Origin of the sequence: Corallococcus exiguus, assembly GCF_009909105.1 — a bacterium.
GTDB lineage: Bacteria > Myxococcota > Myxococcia > Myxococcales > Myxococcaceae > Corallococcus > Corallococcus exiguus.
This window is the reverse complement of sequence record NZ_JAAAPK010000003.1, coordinates 105,278-124,279: the sequence shown is the minus strand read 5'-3', so window position 1 is coordinate 124,279 and position 19,002 is coordinate 105,278. Positions and strand designations below refer to the sequence as shown.

General features: G+C 69.6%; 15 protein-coding genes. 10 read left to right on the top strand and 5 right to left on the bottom strand.

The genetic code is table 11. From position 1 onward, the window contains the following. The first annotated feature begins 54 nt into the window (after nt 1-54). The 3 genes from GTZ93_RS12000 (at nt 55) to GTZ93_RS11990 (ending at nt 3,637) form a co-directional block, all read left to right on the top strand. Nucleotides 55-1,200, top strand: a complete 1,146-nt coding sequence (locus GTZ93_RS12000; protein ID WP_120578610.1) for a cystathionine gamma-synthase — start codon at nt 55-57, stop codon at nt 1,198-1,200. Nucleotides 1,201-1,287: 87 nt separating this feature from the next. Beyond that, nucleotides 1,288-3,117, top strand: a complete 1,830-nt coding sequence (locus GTZ93_RS11995) for a discoidin domain-containing protein (RefSeq protein ID WP_139919720.1) — start codon at nt 1,288-1,290, stop codon at nt 3,115-3,117. Between the two features lie 70 nt (nt 3,118-3,187). Further along, nucleotides 3,188-3,637 carry a MaoC family dehydratase gene (locus tag GTZ93_RS11990; RefSeq protein ID WP_120578608.1) on the top strand — a complete coding sequence of 150 codons (450 nt, stop codon included), beginning with the start codon at nt 3,188-3,190 and terminating at the stop codon, nt 3,635-3,637. Between the two features lie 4 nt (nt 3,638-3,641). Here GTZ93_RS11990 and GTZ93_RS11985 read toward each other — a convergent pair whose 3' ends face one another. Next, nucleotides 3,642-4,238: an FHA domain-containing protein gene (locus GTZ93_RS11985; protein WP_139919721.1), complete on the bottom strand. Its 597-nt coding sequence runs from the start codon at nt 4,236-4,238 to the stop codon at nt 3,642-3,644. 51 nt (nt 4,239-4,289) lie between these two features. Here GTZ93_RS11985 and GTZ93_RS11980 point away from each other — a divergent pair, with 51 nt between their 5' ends. The 3 genes from GTZ93_RS11980 (at nt 4,290) to GTZ93_RS11970 (ending at nt 5,703) form a co-directional block, all read left to right on the top strand. After that, the gene (locus GTZ93_RS11980) at nt 4,290-4,748 is read left to right on the top strand and encodes a hypothetical protein (protein WP_120578607.1); all 459 of its coding nucleotides are present in this window, start codon (nt 4,290-4,292) and stop codon (nt 4,746-4,748) included. A 151-nt stretch (nt 4,749-4,899) separates the two neighbouring features. Next, on the top strand, nt 4,900-5,298 hold the full coding sequence (locus tag GTZ93_RS11975) for a hypothetical protein (protein WP_120578606.1): 399 nt from the start codon (nt 4,900-4,902) through the stop codon (nt 5,296-5,298). A 3-nt stretch (nt 5,299-5,301) separates the two neighbouring features. Beyond that, nucleotides 5,302-5,703, top strand: a complete 402-nt coding sequence (locus GTZ93_RS11970; protein ID WP_120578605.1) for a hypothetical protein — start codon at nt 5,302-5,304, stop codon at nt 5,701-5,703. A gap of 98 nt (nt 5,704-5,801) precedes the next feature. Here GTZ93_RS11970 and GTZ93_RS11965 read toward each other — a convergent pair whose 3' ends face one another. Continuing rightward, a complete protein-coding gene (locus tag GTZ93_RS11965) occupies nt 5,802-7,169 on the bottom strand; it encodes a pyridoxal-phosphate dependent enzyme (protein ID WP_120578604.1) in 1,368 nt (455 codons plus the stop codon). Between the two features lie 296 nt (nt 7,170-7,465). Here GTZ93_RS11965 and GTZ93_RS11960 point away from each other — a divergent pair, with 296 nt between their 5' ends. Both GTZ93_RS11960 and GTZ93_RS11955 read left to right on the top strand, forming a co-directional pair. Next, nucleotides 7,466-8,506 (top strand): aminoglycoside phosphotransferase family protein, encoded by a 1,041-nt coding sequence (locus tag GTZ93_RS11960; RefSeq protein ID WP_139919722.1) that lies wholly within the window; start codon nt 7,466-7,468, stop codon nt 8,504-8,506. 4 nt (nt 8,507-8,510) lie between these two features. Further along, nucleotides 8,511-9,539: a nucleotidyltransferase family protein gene (locus GTZ93_RS11955; RefSeq protein ID WP_139919723.1), complete on the top strand. Its 1,029-nt coding sequence runs from the start codon at nt 8,511-8,513 to the stop codon at nt 9,537-9,539. Nucleotides 9,540-9,551: 12 nt separating this feature from the next. On the opposite strand, the gene GTZ93_RS11950 is transcribed toward GTZ93_RS11955, so the two are convergent. The 3 genes from GTZ93_RS11950 to GTZ93_RS11940 form a co-directional block, all read right to left on the bottom strand. Beyond that, a complete protein-coding gene (locus GTZ93_RS11950) occupies nt 9,552-11,045 on the bottom strand; it encodes a hypothetical protein (RefSeq protein WP_139919724.1) in 1,494 nt (497 codons plus the stop codon). Nucleotides 11,046-11,120: 75 nt separating this feature from the next. Beyond that, nucleotides 11,121-11,885, bottom strand: coding sequence for a Stp1/IreP family PP2C-type Ser/Thr phosphatase (locus GTZ93_RS11945; RefSeq protein ID WP_120578600.1), 765 nt, complete (start codon nt 11,883-11,885; stop codon nt 11,121-11,123). Nucleotides 11,886-12,029: 144 nt separating this feature from the next. Further along, a complete protein-coding gene (locus GTZ93_RS11940) occupies nt 12,030-12,398 on the bottom strand; it encodes a DUF192 domain-containing protein (RefSeq protein ID WP_139924265.1) in 369 nt (122 codons plus the stop codon). A gap of 17 nt (nt 12,399-12,415) precedes the next feature. Here GTZ93_RS11940 and GTZ93_RS11935 point away from each other — a divergent pair, with 17 nt between their 5' ends. Next, nucleotides 12,416-12,919 (top strand): tRNA (cytidine(34)-2'-O)-methyltransferase, encoded by a 504-nt coding sequence (locus GTZ93_RS11935; protein WP_120600063.1) that lies wholly within the window; start codon nt 12,416-12,418, stop codon nt 12,917-12,919. A 34-nt stretch (nt 12,920-12,953) separates the two neighbouring features. Then, a complete protein-coding gene (locus GTZ93_RS42270) occupies nt 12,954-18,959 on the top strand; it encodes a J domain-containing protein (RefSeq protein WP_186820048.1) in 6,006 nt (2,001 codons plus the stop codon). The last annotated feature ends 43 nt before the right edge of the window (nt 18,960-19,002 follow it).

Below are 19,002 nucleotides of genomic sequence, written 5' to 3'. Positions count from 1 at the left end.
GGAGCAGGCTGGGAACGCTGCGCGGCCGGTGGGACTGTGTTAGTTCGCGAAGCCATGCGCTTCGACACGCTCGCCATCCACGCCGGCCAGGAGCCGGATCCCACCACCGGCGCCATCATGACGCCCGTGTACCTGACCTCCACCTACGTCCAGGACGGACCGGGGGAGCACAAGGGCTACGAGTACAGCCGCACGCAGAACCCCACGCGCAAGGCGCTGCAGGACTGCCTGGCCGCGCTGGAAGGCGCGAAGTACGGCGCCGCGTTCGCGTCCGGCCTCGCCGGCACGGACATGCTGATGCACATGCTGGAGGCCGGTGACCACGTCATCGTCTCCGACGACGTGTACGGCGGCACCTTCCGCATCTTCGACAAGGTGTTCAAGCGCTCCGGCCTGAACTTCTCCTTCGTGGACCTCTCCAAGCCGGAGAACTTCGAGGCGGCCATCACCCCGAAGACGAAGATGGTCTGGGTGGAGACGCCGACGAACCCGATGCTCAAGCTCATCGACCTGGCGCGCATCGCCGAGGTCGCCAAGAAGCGCGGCATCATCTCCGTCGCGGACAACACGTTCATGACGCCGTACTTCCAGAAGCCGCTCGACCTGGGCTTCGACGTCGTGGCGCACTCCACGACGAAGTACCTGAACGGCCACAGCGACGTGGTGGGCGGCTTCGTCTGCACCAGCCGCGATGACATCGCCGAGCGGATGTACTTCCTGCAGAACGCCGTGGGCGGCGTGTCCGGCGCCTTCGACAGCTTCCTGGTGCTGCGCGGCGTGAAGACGCTGCACGTGCGCATGGACCGCCACGCGCAGAACGCGATGAAGGTGGCCCAGTACCTGTCCACGCACAAGCAGGTGAAGAAGGTCACCTACCCGGGCCTGGAGACGCATCCGCAGTACGCGCTCGCCAAGCAGCAGATGACCGGCTTCGGCGGCATGCTGACGTTCGACATCCACGGCGGCCTGGAGGCGGCGCGCACCTTCCTCAAGACGGTGAAGGTCTTCGCCTGCGCCGAGTCCCTGGGCGGCGTCGAGTCCCTCATCGAGCACCCCGCCATCATGACCCACGCCTCCGTCCCCAAGGAGATGCGCGAGAAGCTGGGCATCCTGGACGGCTTCATCCGCCTGTCCGTCGGCATCGAGGACGCGCAGGACCTCATCGACGACCTCGCGCAGGCGCTCGACCGCGTGAAGTAGTCCCCGGCGCTCGCTCGCGCTCCAGGCAGCCTGGCCTGCCCTCCGGGGCAGGGGGAATGTTGGTTGGTACACAACGTTTCCGGCGCGATGCGTAACCGACTGCTTGGCCCCACCTGCCTCCTGGGCGCGTGGCTCGCGACTGGCTGCGAGTCTCCGCCCGTTCCCACTGACTCCGACGTTCCTCCGGCCGCGCTGCCGGAGTCGCTCTCCGCGTCCAACTGCAATCAGCTCGTCACGAAGACGGTGACGGCCAGCGGTGACGACGGCAACGTTCCCGGCAACACGCAGGACGACAACCTCTCCACGCGCTGGAGCGCGCAGGGGACGGGCGTCTGGCTCCAGATGGACCTGGGCTCGGCGCAGACGCTCACGGGCACCACCATCGCGTGGCACCGGGGTAACGAGCGCCAGAACCACTTCGTCGTCTCCACGTCCACCGATGGCGGCACCTTCACCCAGGCGTACGCGGGTGACAGCGCGCTCAATGCGTCCGCGCAGACGGTGGCGTTCTCCTCGCGCAGCGCGCGCTACGTGCGCATCACCGTCAACGGCAACACGGTGAACGACTGGAATTCCATCGCGGAGGTCCGTGCGTGCGCGGCCAGTGCGCCGCCGTCCACCAGCGACTCCGGCCCCACGCTGCCGCGCCTGCCATACCTCCAGAGCGTGAAGCAGACGTCCGCCATCGTGGCCTTCCGCACCGCGAGCACCTGCAACCCCACGGTGCGCTACGGCGAGGGCACCAGCCTCACGTCCTCCGTCAGCGCGGGCATGTCCGGCACGCGCCACGCGGTGAAGCTGGACGGTCTGTCCGCGGGCCGCACCTACGGTTACGTGGTGGAGGCCTGCGGCAGCAAGACGGGCCTGCGCGGGTTCCAGACGTCCACGACGTCCTCGGCCACCAAGGCGCACTTCACCGCGATGGGTGACTTCGGCACTGGCGGCAGCATGCAGGCGAAGGTGATGGCGGTGATGAACACGCCGCAGTGGCGCTCGGAGCTGCTGCTGGCCCTGGGCGACAACGCGTACCCGAACGGCACGGACGCGGAGTTCCAGGAGCACCTCTTCAAGCCCATGGCCGGGCTGCTGCGCGAAGTGCCCATGTTCGCCACTCCCGGCAACCACGAGTACGTGACGAACCAGGCGCAGCCCTACCTGGACAACATGTACCTGCCGGCCAACAACCCGCAGGGCTCCGAGCGCTACTACTCCTTCGACTGGGGCCCGGTGCACTTCATCTCCCTGGACTCCAACTGCGCGGTGGGCCTGGCGTCCGCGGACCGGTGCACGCTGGCGGCGCAGAAGGCGTGGGCGGAGTCGGACCTGGCCGCGAACACGCGTCCGTGGACGGTGGCCTTCTTCCACCACCCGTCGTGGTCCAGCGGCGAGCACGGTTCGCAGCTCACCATGCGCCGCCAGTTCGGCCCGTTGTTCGAGAAGTACGGCGTGGACCTGGTGCTCACCGGACATGACCACGACTACGAGCGCAGCAAGCCCATGTACGGAGACAACGTGGCCTCCAGCACCCAGCGCGGCATCCCATACCTCGTGGTGGGCAGCGGAGGCGCCACGCTGCGTCCGTTCGCCACCAGCCAGCCCGCGTGGACCGCGCTGCGCGACAACCAGGCCTACGGCTTCCTGGACGTGACGGTGGACGGCGGCACGCTCACCGCGCGGCTGATCACCTCCAGCAACACCGTGCGCGACACGCTGACGCTCAAGAAGACGTTGGCCAAGGCTTCGGTCCGCGGCGTCCAGGCCAGCGCGCTGGAGGCGGATGAAGCCGCGGCGGAGGAGGCGCACGACACGCCGCCGGGCCCCTCGGACGACCGCGCCGAGCCGACCTTGCGTGGCCCCATTCCGCCCGCGGACACGCCGGAGTCCGTGGCCGACCCTGAAGAGCCGCTTCCGCAGTAGCCGCGAGACCCGCCGGAGGGTAGGGAAGGGCTGAACCGCCGGCGGGCCCGGCACCCACAGAAGGGACACCATGCGCTACTTCGAGGACTTCCCCGTCGGCGAAATCATGGAGCGGGGGCCGTACGTGGTGACGCGCGAGGAGATCATCGCGTTCGCGCGCCAGTTCGACCCCCAGCCCTTCCACATCGACGAGGACGCCGCCGGCAAGAGCATCTACGGCGGCATCATCGCCAGCGGTTGGCACACCGCCGCCATCTGCCACAAGCTCATGGTGGAGGGCCTGCTGGGCCAGGCCGCCGGCATGGGTTCGCCGGGCCTGGACGAGCTGCGCTGGAAGAAGCCGGTGCGCCCCGGTGACTCGCTGCGGATCCGCATCGAGACGCTGGAGGCGAAGCCCTCCACGAGCAAGCCGGACCGCGGCGCGCTCAAGCTGCGCCTGGAGGTCGTGAACCAGAATGGCGAGGTGGTGATGACGGAGGTGGCCAACGCCCTCTTCGCCCGCCGCCCTCCGTCCCCCTGACGGTTCAGCCAATCTCCACGGTGCAGTCCCCCAGCTCCAGCAGCAGGGGCTGCCGAGCGGGGACGCGCCACGTCTCGCCGGGCGTTGAAGACGTGGTGCCCCCGGCGGTCGTGGTGCCCTCCACCACCGTCACGACGTAGCAGGGGTGGTGGCCGCCGCCCACGGTCACCCGCACGTGGTGGGGCGCCACGCCGGGCCGGTCCACGACGACGGTGTTGGTGGGGGCGCTCCCCACGGTGAGCCCCGGCCTCCAGACCTCGCGCCGGCCTCCGAGCAGCAGCTCCGCGAGCACCGTCCCGTCCTTCGTGCGCACGGTCACGGGCACCCGGTACCGCTCCACGCGCCAGTACACGATGGACGGGCTGAACGGCCGCGCGTCCCCCCACGCGAGCGTGCCCGTGTCCGCGTCCAGTCTGACCGTCGCGAAGTTCTCGGGCACACGCAGCCACTCGCGCATGTCCGGGGTGAGGTCCGGAACGCGCGAGAGGTCCCAGTCGAAGAGGCAGGGCTCGAGGCTGGCCTCGCCTTCCATTCCGTCACTGAAGCGGATCCGAACAGTGAAGGGCGCGACACAGCGGGCTTCGAGAATCGTGGCGGCCATTTTGAGTTCCGGGGCTGACCTGGGTTACCAATACGCCCAAAGGAGAAGCCCATGTCCAACACCAATGAGGTCGTTCCTCCTCCGGCGCCCAGCCGGCTGAAGCGTCCCGTGGAAGTGGTGCGCGCGGAGCTGCTGGCGGATGCCGACGTGCAGCAGCAGGCGGAGATGCTGAAGATCCCCGTCGCGCAGTACGTGGAGAAGATCCTCGACTACGCCATCCACCCGGACAAGCCGCCCCAGCTGGAGATCATCCCCGACGAGGAGCTGAAGGCGCGCGACCCGAAGATCCCCACGGTGGAGGAGATCGGCACCCACCTGCAGAAGATCATCGACGGGGAGATCGCCATCAGCCCCGCCCAGCAGCGCGACGGCTTCAGCAGCGACAAGAGCCACGAGCAGCGCTACAGCGCCGCGCTGGGTGCCACCGCCAAGCCCGGCCAGACCGTGGCCCCCAAGCCCGGGACCGCCGTGGATCCCGCGGAAGCCAAGAAGGGCCCCATCCGGGGCTGAGACGTTCTCCCAAGGTCCTGCAATCACAGGGCTTTGGGGTGGGTCACTCGGATAATCCCGGAACCGGAAACTTCTCCGGCGTTCCTCCGAGAATCCCACTGTCAGTCTCACTTCGAGGGCCCGCGCGGTCCTCCACGAAAAGGATCAGACCATGGGTGGCATCGGCAAGGCTCTCGGCAAGGTGATGGACATCGTCAAGCCGTTCGTGTCGGCGGTGAACCCGCTGCTCGGCGCGGCGATGGGCTTCGCCAGCGGTCTGATGCAGGGCAAGAACCCCCTCCAGGCGCTGCTGGGCGCGGCCACCGACCTCATCCCGGGCGGCGGCGTGCTCAAGAACGCGCTGGGGGCCTTCGCCGGCTCCGGCCTGATGGACGGCGCGGGCGGCAACAGCCTGCTGTCCGGCGCGCTGAACCTGGCGAAGGGCAAGAGCAAGGTCACCGACATCGTCGGCGACCTGTTCAAGGCCACCAAGAGCAACCCGCTCACCAACCTGGGCATGAACAACGCGACCGAGCTCGCCGCCCAGAAGATGTCCACGTTCCTGTCCTAGTCCATGAAGCCCGTCCGCTTCGACCCCAAGGTCCACCACGAACTGCTCAACCTGTGGCGCAAGCCGTGGGATGAGACGATGACGCCGGAGGCCCTGCCGGAATACGGCTTCGTGGTGCCGGAGAAGGCGGCGGGCTTCCTGTACCGCACGGACAGCTCGGTGGCGCTGATTGAAGGCATCATCGCCGCGCCCGGGCTGACCAAGGAGGACCGCAACGAAGCCGTCAACGCCATCGTCGCCGCCGTCCGCGACGAGGCCCGGAAACAGGGCTTCAAGCTGCTCCTGGGCTACTCGCAGCTGGACGCCATCAAGAACCGCGCGGAGCGCTTCGGCTTCATGCACGTGGGGCCGGGCTACCACATGGTGGCCCTGGACCTGACGAAGCCGGACCCCGCGGGACTCTGAAGGACCCGTAGCACCGCTCAAGAAACACGACGGGCCCGAAGGGAGGATGTCCTCCTCCTTCCGGGCCCGCGGTGTTTCAGGCGCTCGCGCCCGCGGCCTTAAGCGGCGGTGCGGTGCAGGTGGTCGATGAGGTCGATCTTCGTGACGATGGCGATGACGGTCTCGCCGTCCTTCACCACGGCCACGTTGTCGCGCGCGAAGATTTCACGCAGCCGGTCGATGCTGGCGTCGGCGGACACGGCGCCCTGGAGCGGGGCGACGATGGGGTCGATGGCGTCCTGGAACTTCACCTTGTTGGCGACCAGGGCGTTGAGCAGGTCGTACTCGTGCACCATGCCCACGGCGCGCCCGTCGTCGGACACCACGGGCATCTGGCTGATGCCATTGCTGCGCATGGTCTCCACCACGTGGTCCACGCGGTCACCGCGCTTGGCCGTCTTCAGGTCGCGGGGCTTCGCGCCGATGATGTCGCGCACCGTGCCGGCGCCCTTCTCCTGCATGAAGCCGTTGTCGCGCATCCACTCGTCGGAGTGGAACTTGCTGATGTAGCTGCTGCCGGAGTCCGGGAGGACGACCACGATGGTCTTCCCCTTGCCGACCTCCTTCGCCAGCTGCACCGCCACGTGCACCGCCGCGCCGGACGAGCCGCCCGCGAAGATGCCCTCTTCGCGCGCGAGGCGGCGAGCGGCGTTGAAGCACATGCGGTCATCGACCTGGCGCACGTCGTCCACGACCTTGAAGTCCATGGCGCCGCAGAGCATGTCCTCGCCAATGCCCTCGACCTTGTAGACGTGCGGCTCGGTGAGCTTGCCCGTCTTGAAGTAGCCCTCGTAGACGGAGCCTTCCGGATCCACGCCGACGTTCTTCAGGCCGGGGATCTTCTCCTTGAGGTACTTGCCGGCGCCGCTCATGGTGCCGCCGGTGCCCAGGCCGGACACGAAGTAGTCGAACTTGCCTTCGGTCTGCTGGAAGATCTCCGGACCCGTCGTGTGGTAGTGCGCCTCGATGTTGTCCGGGTTGTGGTACTGGTTCAGCATGAACGCGCCCGGCGTCTCCTTGGCCAGGCGCTTGGACGTCTCGTAGTAGCTGCGAGGGTCCTCCGCCGGAACGTTCGTCGGCGTGACGACGACCTGGGCGCCCATGGCCTTCAGGCGGTTGATCTTCTCCAGGGACATCTTGTCCGGCATGGTGAAGATGCACTTGTAGCCCTTCACCGCCGCGGCCAGCGCCACGCCCATGCCGGTGTTGCCGGACGTGTTCTCCACGATGGTGCCGCCGGGCTTGAGCTTCCCCTCCCGCTCGGCCTTTTCGATGATGTAGAGCGCCATGCGGTCCTTGATGGACGCGCCGGGGTTCATGAACTCGCACTTCACGAGCACGGTGGCGTCGTTCGGACCGACGAGCTTGTTGAGCTTCACCAGCGGCGTGTGGCCAATGGCGGTGAGGATGTTCTGTTGGATGTCCATCGTGCGTGGCTTCCCGAAAAAAGTGAGGGTCGGGGCCTTATATGTGCTCCGCCCTGTCAGGGGGAACATGCCGCGAAGGCGGGCCCCTTCCTGACGCAGGATGCCGCGACCGGGTGGGCGTTTCCCTGGCCTCTCCAGGGCATGTCCCCCTGGATGTAGGGCCAAGGCTCCTCGTCGCGTAGGCGACAGGGCAGGCGTCCGCCGGGCGTGTGGCCCACGCGGGCTTTGACCCGTCGCGCCGTGCCTCCGATACTCGCGGGCGTCTTTCCCTTCCCCCTCTGGAGTACCCGCCCCCCATGGAACTTGAGGCCGCCCTTCGCGACCAGGTGGGACAGGCCATTGGCCGTCCCGTCCCCGATGCCCCCATCAAGAAGTTGAAGGGCGACGCGAGCAACCGCTCCTACTACCGCGTCGGCACGCCCCCGGAGAGCTGGGTGCTGATGGTGATGCCGCCGGACGCGACGAAGAAGAGCGAGGAGGCCACCAAGGGCGAGCCCCCGAAGGAGCTGCCCTTCGTCAACGTGCACCGCTACCTGGAGAAGCTGGGTGTGCGCGTGCCGCGAATCCTCCGCTACGACGAGCCCGCCGGCATCATGGTGCTGGAGGACCTGAGCGACATCACCTTCGAGTCCGCGCTGGAGGGGGGCCGTCACAACCAGGCGCTCTACACGCGCGCGGTGGACCTGCTGGCGAAGCTGCGCGTGCAGGCGGAGAAGCAGCGCGACCCGGAGTGCCTGGCCTTCACGCGCGCCTTCGACGAGGACCTGTACGACTGGGAGCTGCACCACTTCCGCGAGTGGGGCCTGGAGGCCTGGAGCGGCAAGCTGCCCACGGACGCGGAGCGCGCGGAACTGGACGCCACGTTCCGTGACATCGCGAAGCAGCTGGCCGCCGCGCCGCGAGGCTTCACGCACCGCGACTACCAGAGCCGCAACATCATGGTGAAGGAGGGCGAGCTGGTGGTCATCGACTTCCAGGACGCGCTCCAGGGCCCGCGCCAGTACGACCTGGTGGCGCTGCTGCGTGACAGCTATGTGGAGCTGGACCGCGACTTCGTGGACACGATGCTGGACCGCTACATCGCCACGTTCGAGCAGGAGAGCGGGGAGAAGATTGACGCCAGGGAGTTCAAGGCGTTCTTCGACCTGCTCACCATCCAGCGCAAGCTGAAGGACGCGGGGCGCTTCGAGTTCATCAACCGCGTGAAGGGCAACCCGGGCTTCCTGGTGTCCATCCCGGCGTCGCTGCGCTACGTGAAGGCCGCGTTCGCGCGCCGGCCGGAGCTGGCGGGGCTGCAGAAGCTGATTGCGAAGTACGTGCCCGAGCTGGCGGCCTGAAGACATGAAAGCGATGGTCCTCTGCGCGGGTCTGGGCACGCGCCTGCGCCCGCTCACGGAGCGCTGGCCCAAGCCAGCCATGCCGTTCCTCGGGCAGCCGCTGCTGCGCTACCACCTGGCGGTGTTGAAGGCGGCGGGTGTGACGGCGGTGGGCATCAACACGCACCACCTGCCGGACATGATGGCGGCGGTGGCTCGCGCGGAGTGTGAGCGCGCGGGGCTGCCGCTGCACGTGGTGCACGAGCCGGTCATCCAGGGCACGGGCGGAGGCATCCGCGGCCTGCGCGACTTCCTCTCCGGCGAGGACTTCCTCGTGTTCAACGGGGATATCCTCTTCCCGGTGGACCTGAAGCCCGTGGTCGCGGCGCACCGCGAGTCCGGCGCGGTGGCGACGATGGTGCTGCTGCCCATGCCGGAAGGGGAGAAGTACGCGGCGGTGGAGGCGGACGCGGGCGGCCAGGTGCGCCGCATCGCGGGGTACGGGCCGGGCGGCGACGGCCTGCGTCCGTGGCACTTCACGGGCGTGCACGTGATGTCCCCCAGCGTGTTCGACTTCATGACGGCCGAAGGCCCCGAGGACATCAACCGCGAGGTCTACGTGCGGGTGATGCAGGCGGGGCTCCAGGTGCGGGGCCACGCGGTGGACGCGTACTGGTCCGACCTGGGCATGCCGTCGCGCTACCTGGCCACGGTGCGGGACGTGCTCGAAGGGCGCGTGCCGTTGCAGGCGCTGGGGAAGGACTCACCGCTCGCCGGGCTGAAGGCCGAGGCTGATGGAGCCTGGGTGCACCCGGAAGCCCGCGTGGCAGGGACGGTGCGCGGGCCCGCGTACGTAGGTGCGGGCAGCGTGGTGGATGCGGGAGCCACCGTGGGCCCGGGCGTGTCGGTGGGCCCGGGAGCGCGGGTGGGGCAGGGCGCGAAGCTGGAGCGCTGCGCCGTGTTCGAGGAGACGCAGGTGTCGCCCGGTGAGGCACTCACCGAGGTGCTCGCGTGGGGCCCGCATCGGGTGCCCGCGCCGCTCGCGGGGCGCTGAGTCCACAAGGGCTCAGGGTCTGGCGGCGACCTTGTCCACCTTCACGTTGGAGCCATCCTGTTTCCAGGTGGCTTCCAGCGTGAGGCGGGGACCAAACGTCACGCGCAGCTTCTGTCCCTGCGTGGCCCAGGTGATCTTCGGGGCGTCGTCCGTGCCGTCCTCCGGGCGCTCCGCCACGACCTGCTCCTTCGCATCTGTGATGCCGCTGTCGCAGTCGCTCCAGGACAGCAGGACCGCGCTCTTGGGCCCCTGCTTCTCCATGCGCACCAGCCGCAGCGTGACCGTCGTCGCGCCACCGCAGGCCCCGCTGGTGTAGCGGCCCATCATCGGCTCCTCGCTCTTCTCCACGAGCCCGGGCGTGCCGTCCTTGAACCGGAACATCTCCACGACATCGTTGGACACGACAGCGCGCAGGTCGCCCGGTGCTCGGGTGAGGTACAGCGTCGTTGGGGCGCCCGCGGCCTTCACCGGGACGCGCGAGGTGCCTTCGCCCACGAACGCGGCGGGCGCACCGAAGACGCTGGCCTGCGGGCGGTACTCGGTGACGGCGTCGAGCGTCACGGCGCAGATGCGCGACTGGTAGCTCTCGGGAGAAGCGCGCAACACCCGCACTCCGGTCCACGTCTTGCCGGTGCGCAGGAAGTAGGGCGGAAGTTCGTCGAATGCCTGCTTCGCGCCCGGGCCCACGGACGCGGGCTGGCCCAGTTCCGGGACGCCCTCCACCAACTGCACGGTGAGCGGCTTCGCGAGCTTCACGGTCCGCAGTGTCTCCGCGTCGCCCCACTTGGGGGCCGGGTGCGTGGAGCGCAGTGCCTCCTTCGTGCCCGCTGCGCCCGCGTCGATGGCATCCACCCGGACGCGCAACGTGCGCACGCCGTCCTTCGGAACGAAGAGCAGCGCTCCAGGCTGGAGCACCGCGCGCACGTGATAGCCCGTGGCGGTCTTCCGGGCTTCGTAGCGCACGTCGCCTTCGCCCAGGGCCGGGGACAGGCCCGGGTAGCGCTCCAGGTCGTAGAGCACGGGGGCGCGGCCGTCCGGGAAGAAGCCCAGGTGCGCCAGTCCCGTCAGGACCCGGGTCCGTTTGGGCGACGTGCCCAGCGACTCGCGCGCGGCCCGGTTGTCCTCGTCGCAGCCCTCGTTCACCATGCCGGAGCCGTCCAGGGTGCCCGGGGCCTTGCCCTCGAGGATGGCGGCCAGCGCCTTCGGGTCGTCCTTGCCGCGCACCGTGAAGAGCTTCCCTGCCGGCGACGTGGTGACGACTCGCGAAGGCATCAGCGCGTCGGGCGCCTCCAGCCCGAACCACACCTCCACATGGTCCGAGTGCACGTCGTCCGTCGCGGCCGACGGCGTCGTGTCCACCACGTCCACGTCCAGCACCAGCTGCTGCCCGTCCGAGACGAGCGTCGCGACCGACGCGGGGGCCTTTCCACCAGAGCCTCCCATCGGCTGGGAGAAGTCAGGCGGGGCCGCCATCAACAGCAGGCCGGTCATCAGGTTCCAGGACATGGGGACTCCTCAAGACGAAGGCCCGCGCTCCTTGAGGGAGCACGGGCCTTCACGCGTCCGGAAGGGACGGGTGCCTCAGGCGGCGTGGTAGCGCGCGAGCACGCAGGTGACGTTGTCGTTGCCGCCCGCCGCGTTGGCCAGGTCGATGAGCTGGCCGCACGCCTTCTCCAGCTCCGGCGTGCGCGACAGGATGTCCTGCATCTGCGCGTCGGTGATCATGCCGCTCAGGCCGTCCGAGCACAGCAGGAAGACGTCGTTCTCCAGCGGATCCACGCGGGTGACGTCCACCTGCACCTGCTCCTTCATCCCCAGCGCGCGGACAATCACGTTCTTGTGGGGGAAGTTCTCGATCTCCTCCGGCGTGAGCTTCTTCGCCTTGAGGTAGTCGTTGAGCAGCGAGTGGTCCTCCGTCACCTGCTGGAGCATCCCGCCGCGGAAGAAGTACACGCGGCTGTCGCCCACGTGGCCCACGTAGACGCCGTTCTCCGCGAAGTGCACGGACACGATGGTGGTGCCCATGCCCTTGTACTTGGTGTCCACCGTGGCGCGCTCGAAGATGCGCGCGTTCGCCAGCTTGATGCCGGTGGCCAGGCGGTTCTCGTCGTAGTTGCGCTGCTTGTCCATCTTGAAGGGCCAGGTGGCGTCCTGGTCCTTGGACGTGAGGCGGAAGAACTCACCCAGCTCGTCCACCGCGATGCGGCTGGCGATCTCCCCGGACGAGTGACCGCCCATGCCGTCCGCCACGACCATGAGGTTCTCCTCGGGGAGCACGAGGTAGTTGTCCTCGTTGTGGTTCCGCTTCATCCCGACGTGGGTGCTGCCAGCGACCTCGATGCGCATGCGAAGGGACTCTTCCGGGGAGAGGCGTGAAAATCGCGGCGCGACGTTAACAAAGCGCTCCAAAAGGGGTCAAAAACCTCTCGTCTGTCCCAGCATTCCCCCCTGCGGGTACGGGTGGGTGGGACGGCACGAGCCCCCGGCCCCCTAGGCGCCCGGGGGCTCTCCGTGGCCGAAAACCAGGCGGTCGCCCTCCTGGGTGCCGCTGGCCAGGAGGACCCCGGCGGGCAGCTCCAGGACGGAGCGGGCCTTGAAGTAGATGGACGAGGTCCGCCAGGGAGGCATGGCGGACAGTTGCTTGACGATGCGCCCTTCCGCGTCCAGGAAGGCGACGTCGATGGGGATGCGCATGAAGAAGGTGTGGATGGAGTTGCAGGGCTCGATGTGCATCCCGCCCCCCATGGGCAGCGAGGCGCGGCCCATGAGCCCCTGGAAGCGCTGGACGAAGGACTCGGCGCGTTCGGCGCGGTCCGCGAGCAGCCGCTGCCGCGTTTCGTTGGTCACCCTCCAGTGCATGTCCGGTGTTCTATCCCATGCTTGAGCCCCTGGCGTCCCCCCTGCACCTGGTCCTCGTCTCCCCTCAGATTCCGCCCAACACCGGCAACGTGGCCCGGCTGTGCGCGGTGACGGGGTGCCGGCTCATCCTGGTGGAGCCCCTGGGGTTCTCCATCGACGACCGGAACCTGAAGCGGGCGGGGCTGGACTACTGGGACAAGGTGTTCCTGAAGCTGTACCCGACCTACGACGCCTATGTGGCGGAGTACCCCCAGGCCCGGCGGTGGCTGTTCTCCGCCCGGGCGGAGACGTCGCTGTACGCGGCGCGGTTCGAGCCGGGGGACCACTTGGTGTTCGGCTCGGAGGTGACGGGGCTGTTGCCGGAGGTGATGGAGGGGGGGACGGGGACGCCGGTGACCATCCCGATGCTTCCGGAGCGCCGGAGCTTGAATCTTTCGACCTCGGTGGGGATTGGCGCCTACGAGGCGCTGCGGCAGGTGCAGCTGGGGATGGCGGCCAGGCAGGCACCGCCGTCGAATTGAGGGGCGAGCGGGACGGGCTACACTCCGTGGCCGAATGTCCGCCTCGCAGGTCGCCGAAGCGCTGTATGCCGCCCACAAGTCCCGAGCCACCGGCCGGCTGACGCTGCACGCCGGTGGACGCGAGTCCGCGCTGTGGCTGCGCGAGGGCGACCTGGTGGGCGCGAAGCTGGGCTTCGGCTACCAGACGCCGGCGCAGGCGCTCTTCCAGAACGGGCTGTTGGGGGTGGATGCCCTGGACGCGCTGTGGGCGCGGGGTGGGGCGGCGGCGCCGGACGAGGAGCTGCTGGAGGACAGCGGGCTGCGGCCCGCGGTGGTGCACGAGCAGCAGGTGCTGGCGCAGGTGCGGCGGCTGAGCGAGCTCGCGGAGCGCGCGGACTTCGAGGCGGAGTCGGTGGACGCGGTGGGGGATTTCGCGCCCATCGCGGGGGTGCGGGTGGTGCGGGCGGCGCTGGAGCCGGCGCCCAGTGAGTCCGTGCCCGCGAGGGTCTACCGCTGCCCGGAGGTGGCGGCGTGCGAGCCGTGGCTGACGGATGCGTCGGAGCGGGGCCTGTTGGAGACGCTGGGGGCGTTCCGAAGGCCGGAGGCGCTGACGGGAGCACAGCAGGCGCTGCTGCGGGTGCTGGAGCGCGAGGGCCGCATCGAGGCCCTGTCGGTGGAGGAGTGGGAGGAGCGCGAGCGGCTGCGGCGCGAGGAGGAGCTGCGGCAGGCGGAAGAGGCGGCCTGGGCCATCGAGGAGGCGCGCCGGCGCGAGGAGGCGGCGAGGCTCGCGGAGGAGGCGAGGCTCGCGGAGCTGGCGCGGCTGGAGGCGGAGCGGCTGGCGGAGGAGGCCCGGCTCGCGGAAGAGGCGCGGCTGGCGGAGCTGGCTCGCATCGAAGCGGAGCGGCTGGAGTCGGAGCGGCTGGCGGAGGAGGTTCGGCTCGCGGAAGAGGCGCGGCTGGCGGAGCTGGCGCGCATTGAAGCGGAGCGGCTGGAGGCGGAGCGGCTGGCGGAGGAGGCTCGGCTCGCGGAAGAGGCCCGGCTCGCGGAGCTGGCGCGCATTGAAGCGGAGCGGCTCGCGGAAGAGGCCCGGTTGGCAGAGCTTGCTCGGCTCGAAGCGGAGCGACTCGCCGAAGAGGCTCGGCTTGCGGAACTGGCGCGCATTGAAGCAGAGCGTCTCGCGGAGGAGGCTCGACTCGCCGAAGAGGCGCGCATTGAAGCCGAGCGACTCGCGGAGGAGGCTCGACTCGCCGAAGAGGCGCGCATTGAAGCAGAGCGACTCGCCGAAGAGGCGCGGTTGGCTGAACTGGCGCGCATTGAAGCTGAACGTCTGGCCGAAGAAGCTCGGCTCGCGGAGCTTGCTCGCGTTGAAGCCGAGCGACTCGCGGAGGAGGCTCGGCTCGCGGAGGAGGCGCGGCTCGAAGCAGAGCGACTCGCGGAGGAGGCTCGGCTCGCGGAACTGGCGCGGCTCGAAGCAGAGCGGCTCGCGGAAGAGGCTCGGCTGGCCGAAGAAGCACGCCTTCGTGCAGAGGAGGAAGCCCGCCTTGCAGAAGAGGCTCAGTTCGCGGAGGAGGCACGGCTTCGTGCTGAGGAAGAGGCCCGATTCGCGGAAGAGGCACGTCTCCGGGCGATAGAGGAAGCCCGCCTTGCGGAGGAGGCCCGACTCGCGGAAGAGGCTCGACTCCGCGCGGAGGAAGAATCGCGTCTGGCGGAAGAGGCGCGTCTGGCCGAAGAGGCTCGGCTGCGTGCGGAAGAAGAGGCTCGGCTCGCGGAAGAGGCGCGTCTTCGTGCGGAAGAGGAAGCACGTCTGGCCGAAGAGGCACGCCTTGCCGAAGAGGCACGCCTTGCCGAAGAGGCACGCCTTGCCGAAGAGGCACGCCTTGCCGAAGAGGCACGCCTCGCCGAAGAGGCACGCCTCGCGGAGGAAGCCCGCCTTCGTGCTGAGGAAGAGGCGCGGCTCGCAGAAGAGGCTCGCCTTCGCGTGATCGAGGAGGCCCGGCTCGCCGAAGAGGCCCGGCTCGCGGAAGAGGCTCGGCTGCGTGCGGAAGAAGAGGCTCGGCTCGCGGAAGAGGCTCGGCTGCTTGCGGAAGAGGAGGCCCGGCTCGCCGAAGAGGCCCTCCTTGCCGAGGAAGCCGCTCGAATCGAAGCAGCGCGCCTTGCTGAAGAGGCTCGACAGGCAGAGGAAGCACGCCTCGCCGAGGAAGCCCGGCTGCGAGCAGAGGAAGAAGCCCGGCTCGCGGAACTGGCACGCATTGAGGCAGAGCGACTCGCTGAAGAGGCGCGGCTTGCGGAAGAGGCCCGGCTCGCGGAAGAGGCTCGCCTGGCCGAAGAGGCTCGCCTGCGTGCGGAAGAGGAGGCCCGGCTCGCGGAAGAGGCCCGTCTTCGCGCTGAGGAGGAAGCGCGCCTGGCAGAAGAGGCGCGTCTGGCCGAAGAAGCTCGGCTGCTTGCGGAAGAGGAGGCCCGGCTCGCGGAAGAGGCGCGCCTACGCGCCGAAGAGGAGGCCCGGCTCGCCGAGGAGGCCCGCCTCGCCGAGGAAGCGCGCCTTCGTGAAGAAGAGGCACGTCTGGCCGAAGAGGCTCGGCTCGCCGAAGAGGCCCGGCTTCGTGCCGAAGAAGAAGCTCGCTTGGCGGAGGAGGCCCGCCTTCTCGCGGAGGAAGAGGCTCGGCTCGCAGAGGAGGCTCGCCTTCGTGCTGAGGAAGAGGCTCGCCTCGCAGAAGAGGCTCGGCTTGCGGAGGAGGCTCGACTCGCAGAGGAGTCTCGCCTTCGTGCGGAAGAAGAGGCCCGGCTCGCGGAGGAGGCTCGCCTAGCCGAAGAGGCTCGTCTCGCGGAAGAATCCCGCCTGCGTGCAGAGGAAGAGGCCCGCCTCGCGGAAGAGGCTCGGCTCGCGGAGGAGGCACGGCTTCGTGCCGAGGAGGCACGACTCGCCGAGGAGGCGCGTCTGGCCGAAGAGGCCCGGCTTCGTGCGGAGGAAGAGGCTCGCCTTGCCGAAGAGGCACGACTCGCCGAAGAGGCGCGTCTGGCCGAAGAGGCCCGGCTTCGTGCGGAGGAAGAGGCTCGCCTTGCCGAGGAGGCACGTCTCGCCGAAGAGGCGCGACTCGCGGAAGAGGCTCGGCTCGCGGAAGAGGAATCACGTCTGGCCGAAGAGGCTCGGCTGCGTGCGGAAGAAGAGGCTCGGCTCGCGGAAGAGGCTCGGCTTCGTGCTGTAGAAGAGGCGCGCTTGGCCGAAGAGGCCCGGCTCGCGGAAGAAGCTCGCCTGGCCGAAGAGGCGCGCCTGCGCGCAGAGGAAGAGGCCCGACTCGCCGAAGAGGCTCGACTCCGTGCAGATGAAGAGGCGCGCCTCTTGGAGGAAGCGCGGCTTCGCGCGGAGGAGGAAGCCCGACTCCGTGCAGAGGAAGAGGCCCGGCTGGCGGAAGAAGCGCGCTTGGCCGAAGAGGCTCGGCTTCGCGCGATTGAAGAGGCTCGACTCGCTGAGGAAGCGCGTCTGGCTGAAGAAGCGCGCCTGCGTGCGGCGGAGGAAGCTCGCCTCGCCGAAGAGGCTCGGCTTGCAGAGGAAGCTCGCCTCGCCGAGGAAGTTCGCCTCGCCGAGGAAGCTCGCCTTCGTGCTGAAGAAGAGGCTCGGCTTGCAGAGGAAGCTCGTCTTCGTGCGGCGGTAGAGGCACGGCTCGCGGAGGAGGCGCGACTCGCCGAAGAGGCGCGACTCGCCGAAGAGGCGCGGCTGGCCGAGGAGGCTCGCCTCGCGGAAGAAGCCCGCCTGCGTGCGGAGGAAGAGGCCCGTCTCGCGGAAGAGGCGCGACTGGCCGAAGAGGCTCGCCTCGCGGAAGAGCTGCGGCTCGCCGAAGAGGCCCGTCTTCGCGCAGCGGAAGAGGCTCGGCTCGCGGAAGAAGCCCGCCTTCGTGCGGAAGAAGAGGCGCGACTGGCCGAAGAGGCCCGCCTCGCGGAAGAAGCCCGTCTTCGCGCGATCGAGGAAGCCCGACTCGCCGAGGAAGCGCGTCTGGCCGAAGAAGCGCGCCTGCGTGCGGAGGAAGAGGCTCGGCTCGCGGAAGAGTCCCGCCTGGCCGAAGAGGCCCGCCTTCGCGCTGAGGAGGAAGCCCGCCTCTCCGAAGAGGCCGCTCGAATCGAAGCCGCCCGGCTCGCCGAGGAAGCTCGCGTTCGCGCCGAAGCCCAGCGCCTCGCCGAAGAAGCCCGCCTCGCCGAAGAGGCCCGTGCCGCCGAAGCCCAGCGCCTGTCCGAACAGGGCAAGCCCGCCCATCCGCCCTCACTCCCCCGGCGCACCCGCCCGGCCGCGGCACCCACGCCGCCCCCGGTCCTCGTCCCGCTCGCCGCCGCGCCCGCGGAGCCCGAACCCCTGACGCTCGGGCCCGAGGACATCATCCTCACCGCGGAGCCCGAACCCGCCGCCCCGTCGAACTCCTGGGCCGACTCCATCCCCGCGTCCCCCCGCGACGCCCTGGAGCTCCCCGCCAGCGACAACACCGCCGCCCTCACCGAGGCCCGCAAGCGCGCCCAGGCCGCCCTGCTCCAGGACATGGCCGAGGCCCTGCGCCGCTCCGCCTCCGTGCCCCTGGACCCCTGGCTCACCGAGGAGGCCTCGCGCTTCCCCGTCGCGCCCCCTCCGGAACCCGACCTCCCCCTGCTGGAAGTGGAGCCGGAGAGCTGGGGCGACATCGTCCCCGCCGCCGCCCCCCTCCCCGACACCCGCGCCCCCGCTCCGGCCGCCCCCGTCGTCCCCGCCGAGGCCCCCCCGCAGCCGGACCTCTGGGCCGTCCAGCCCCCGAAGTTCCCCGCGTCCTCCACACCGCCCGTGCGCCCCACCCGCGCCAGCGAGGACGACCTGTGGCGCATCGTCTCCTTCGACGAGTCCAACGACCCCGCCCAGAACCTCACCGCCTCCTTCGAGGCCGCCCTCCAGCAGGTGGACGCCCACCTGGAAGCCCTCATCCGCTCGGATGTCCGCTCGGCGGGCGACGCCAACGAATTCCTCGTCGAGGCCATCGTCGAAGCGACGTTCGAGCCGCTGCCTTCTCCCCGCACCACCGCGTTCCCCGGTGACAACGCGGGGGCTTCTGGCCAGACTGGGGACGAGTTGTCCGGTGACCTGGACGACTGGGATTTTGACGAGGACGACGTGGCGGCCGAAGACCCCTCCAACCCCGACGAAGCCTCCAAGCTCCGGCGCCAGCGCCTCCTTCGCCGCGCCATGGAGAACATGGGCACGCTCGGCGCCCGCCCCGCCCCCCCCGCCGCGAGCGCCCCGGCCACGCCCGAAGGCGCCGCGCCGCCCGCCGCCGCCGCCGCGCCGCCGGAGCCACCCAAGCCCGACGAGGGCCGGCTCGCTCAGCAGATTGAGCAGCGCTACGCCGACATCCAGACGAAGAAGGACCACTACGTCACGCTGGGCGTCCCGCAGGATGCCTCCCGAGACCAGGTGAAGGCCGCCTTCCTGAGCCTCGCCAAGCTCTTCCACCCGGACCGGCTGCCCCCGTCGCTGCCCCACCTGGCGCCGAAGATCACCGCCGTCTTCGAGTCCATCCGCGAGGCCTACGAAGTCCTCCACGACGACACCCGCCGCAAGAACTACCAGCTGGCCCAGCAGGGCGCGCAGGCCGCTCCCAAGCCTCCGGCGGCCCCCAGCGCCCGCCCCGGCAGCCCCGGCTCGGCCCGCGCGGACACCAACGCGGACGACCTCTTCCGCATGGGCGAGGTGTTCTTCCGCAAGCGCGACTTCTTCGCCGCCAGCGAGCACTACGAGCGCGCGTACGGCCTGGACCCCAAGCCCCTGTACCTCGCGGCGCGCGCCTGGTCCGTCTACATGGACCCCAGCCGCAAGGCCGACATGCCCCGCGCGAAACAGTGGATGGCGGATGCGGTGCGCACCGACCCGAACTGTGATCGCGCCCACTACCAGCTGGGCGTCATCGCCCGCGTGGAAGGGGACATGGACCGCGCGGAGAAGCACTTCCGGGATGCCGTCCGTGCGAACCCCAAGCACCTGGAGGCGAACCAGGAGCTGCGGCTCATCGACATGCGCAAGAAGAACCCCCCCAAGAAGGGTCTCTTCCGCTGACCTGCTTGTCCCCTGGGGAGGGAGCCGGCCGGTTTTCCGGACA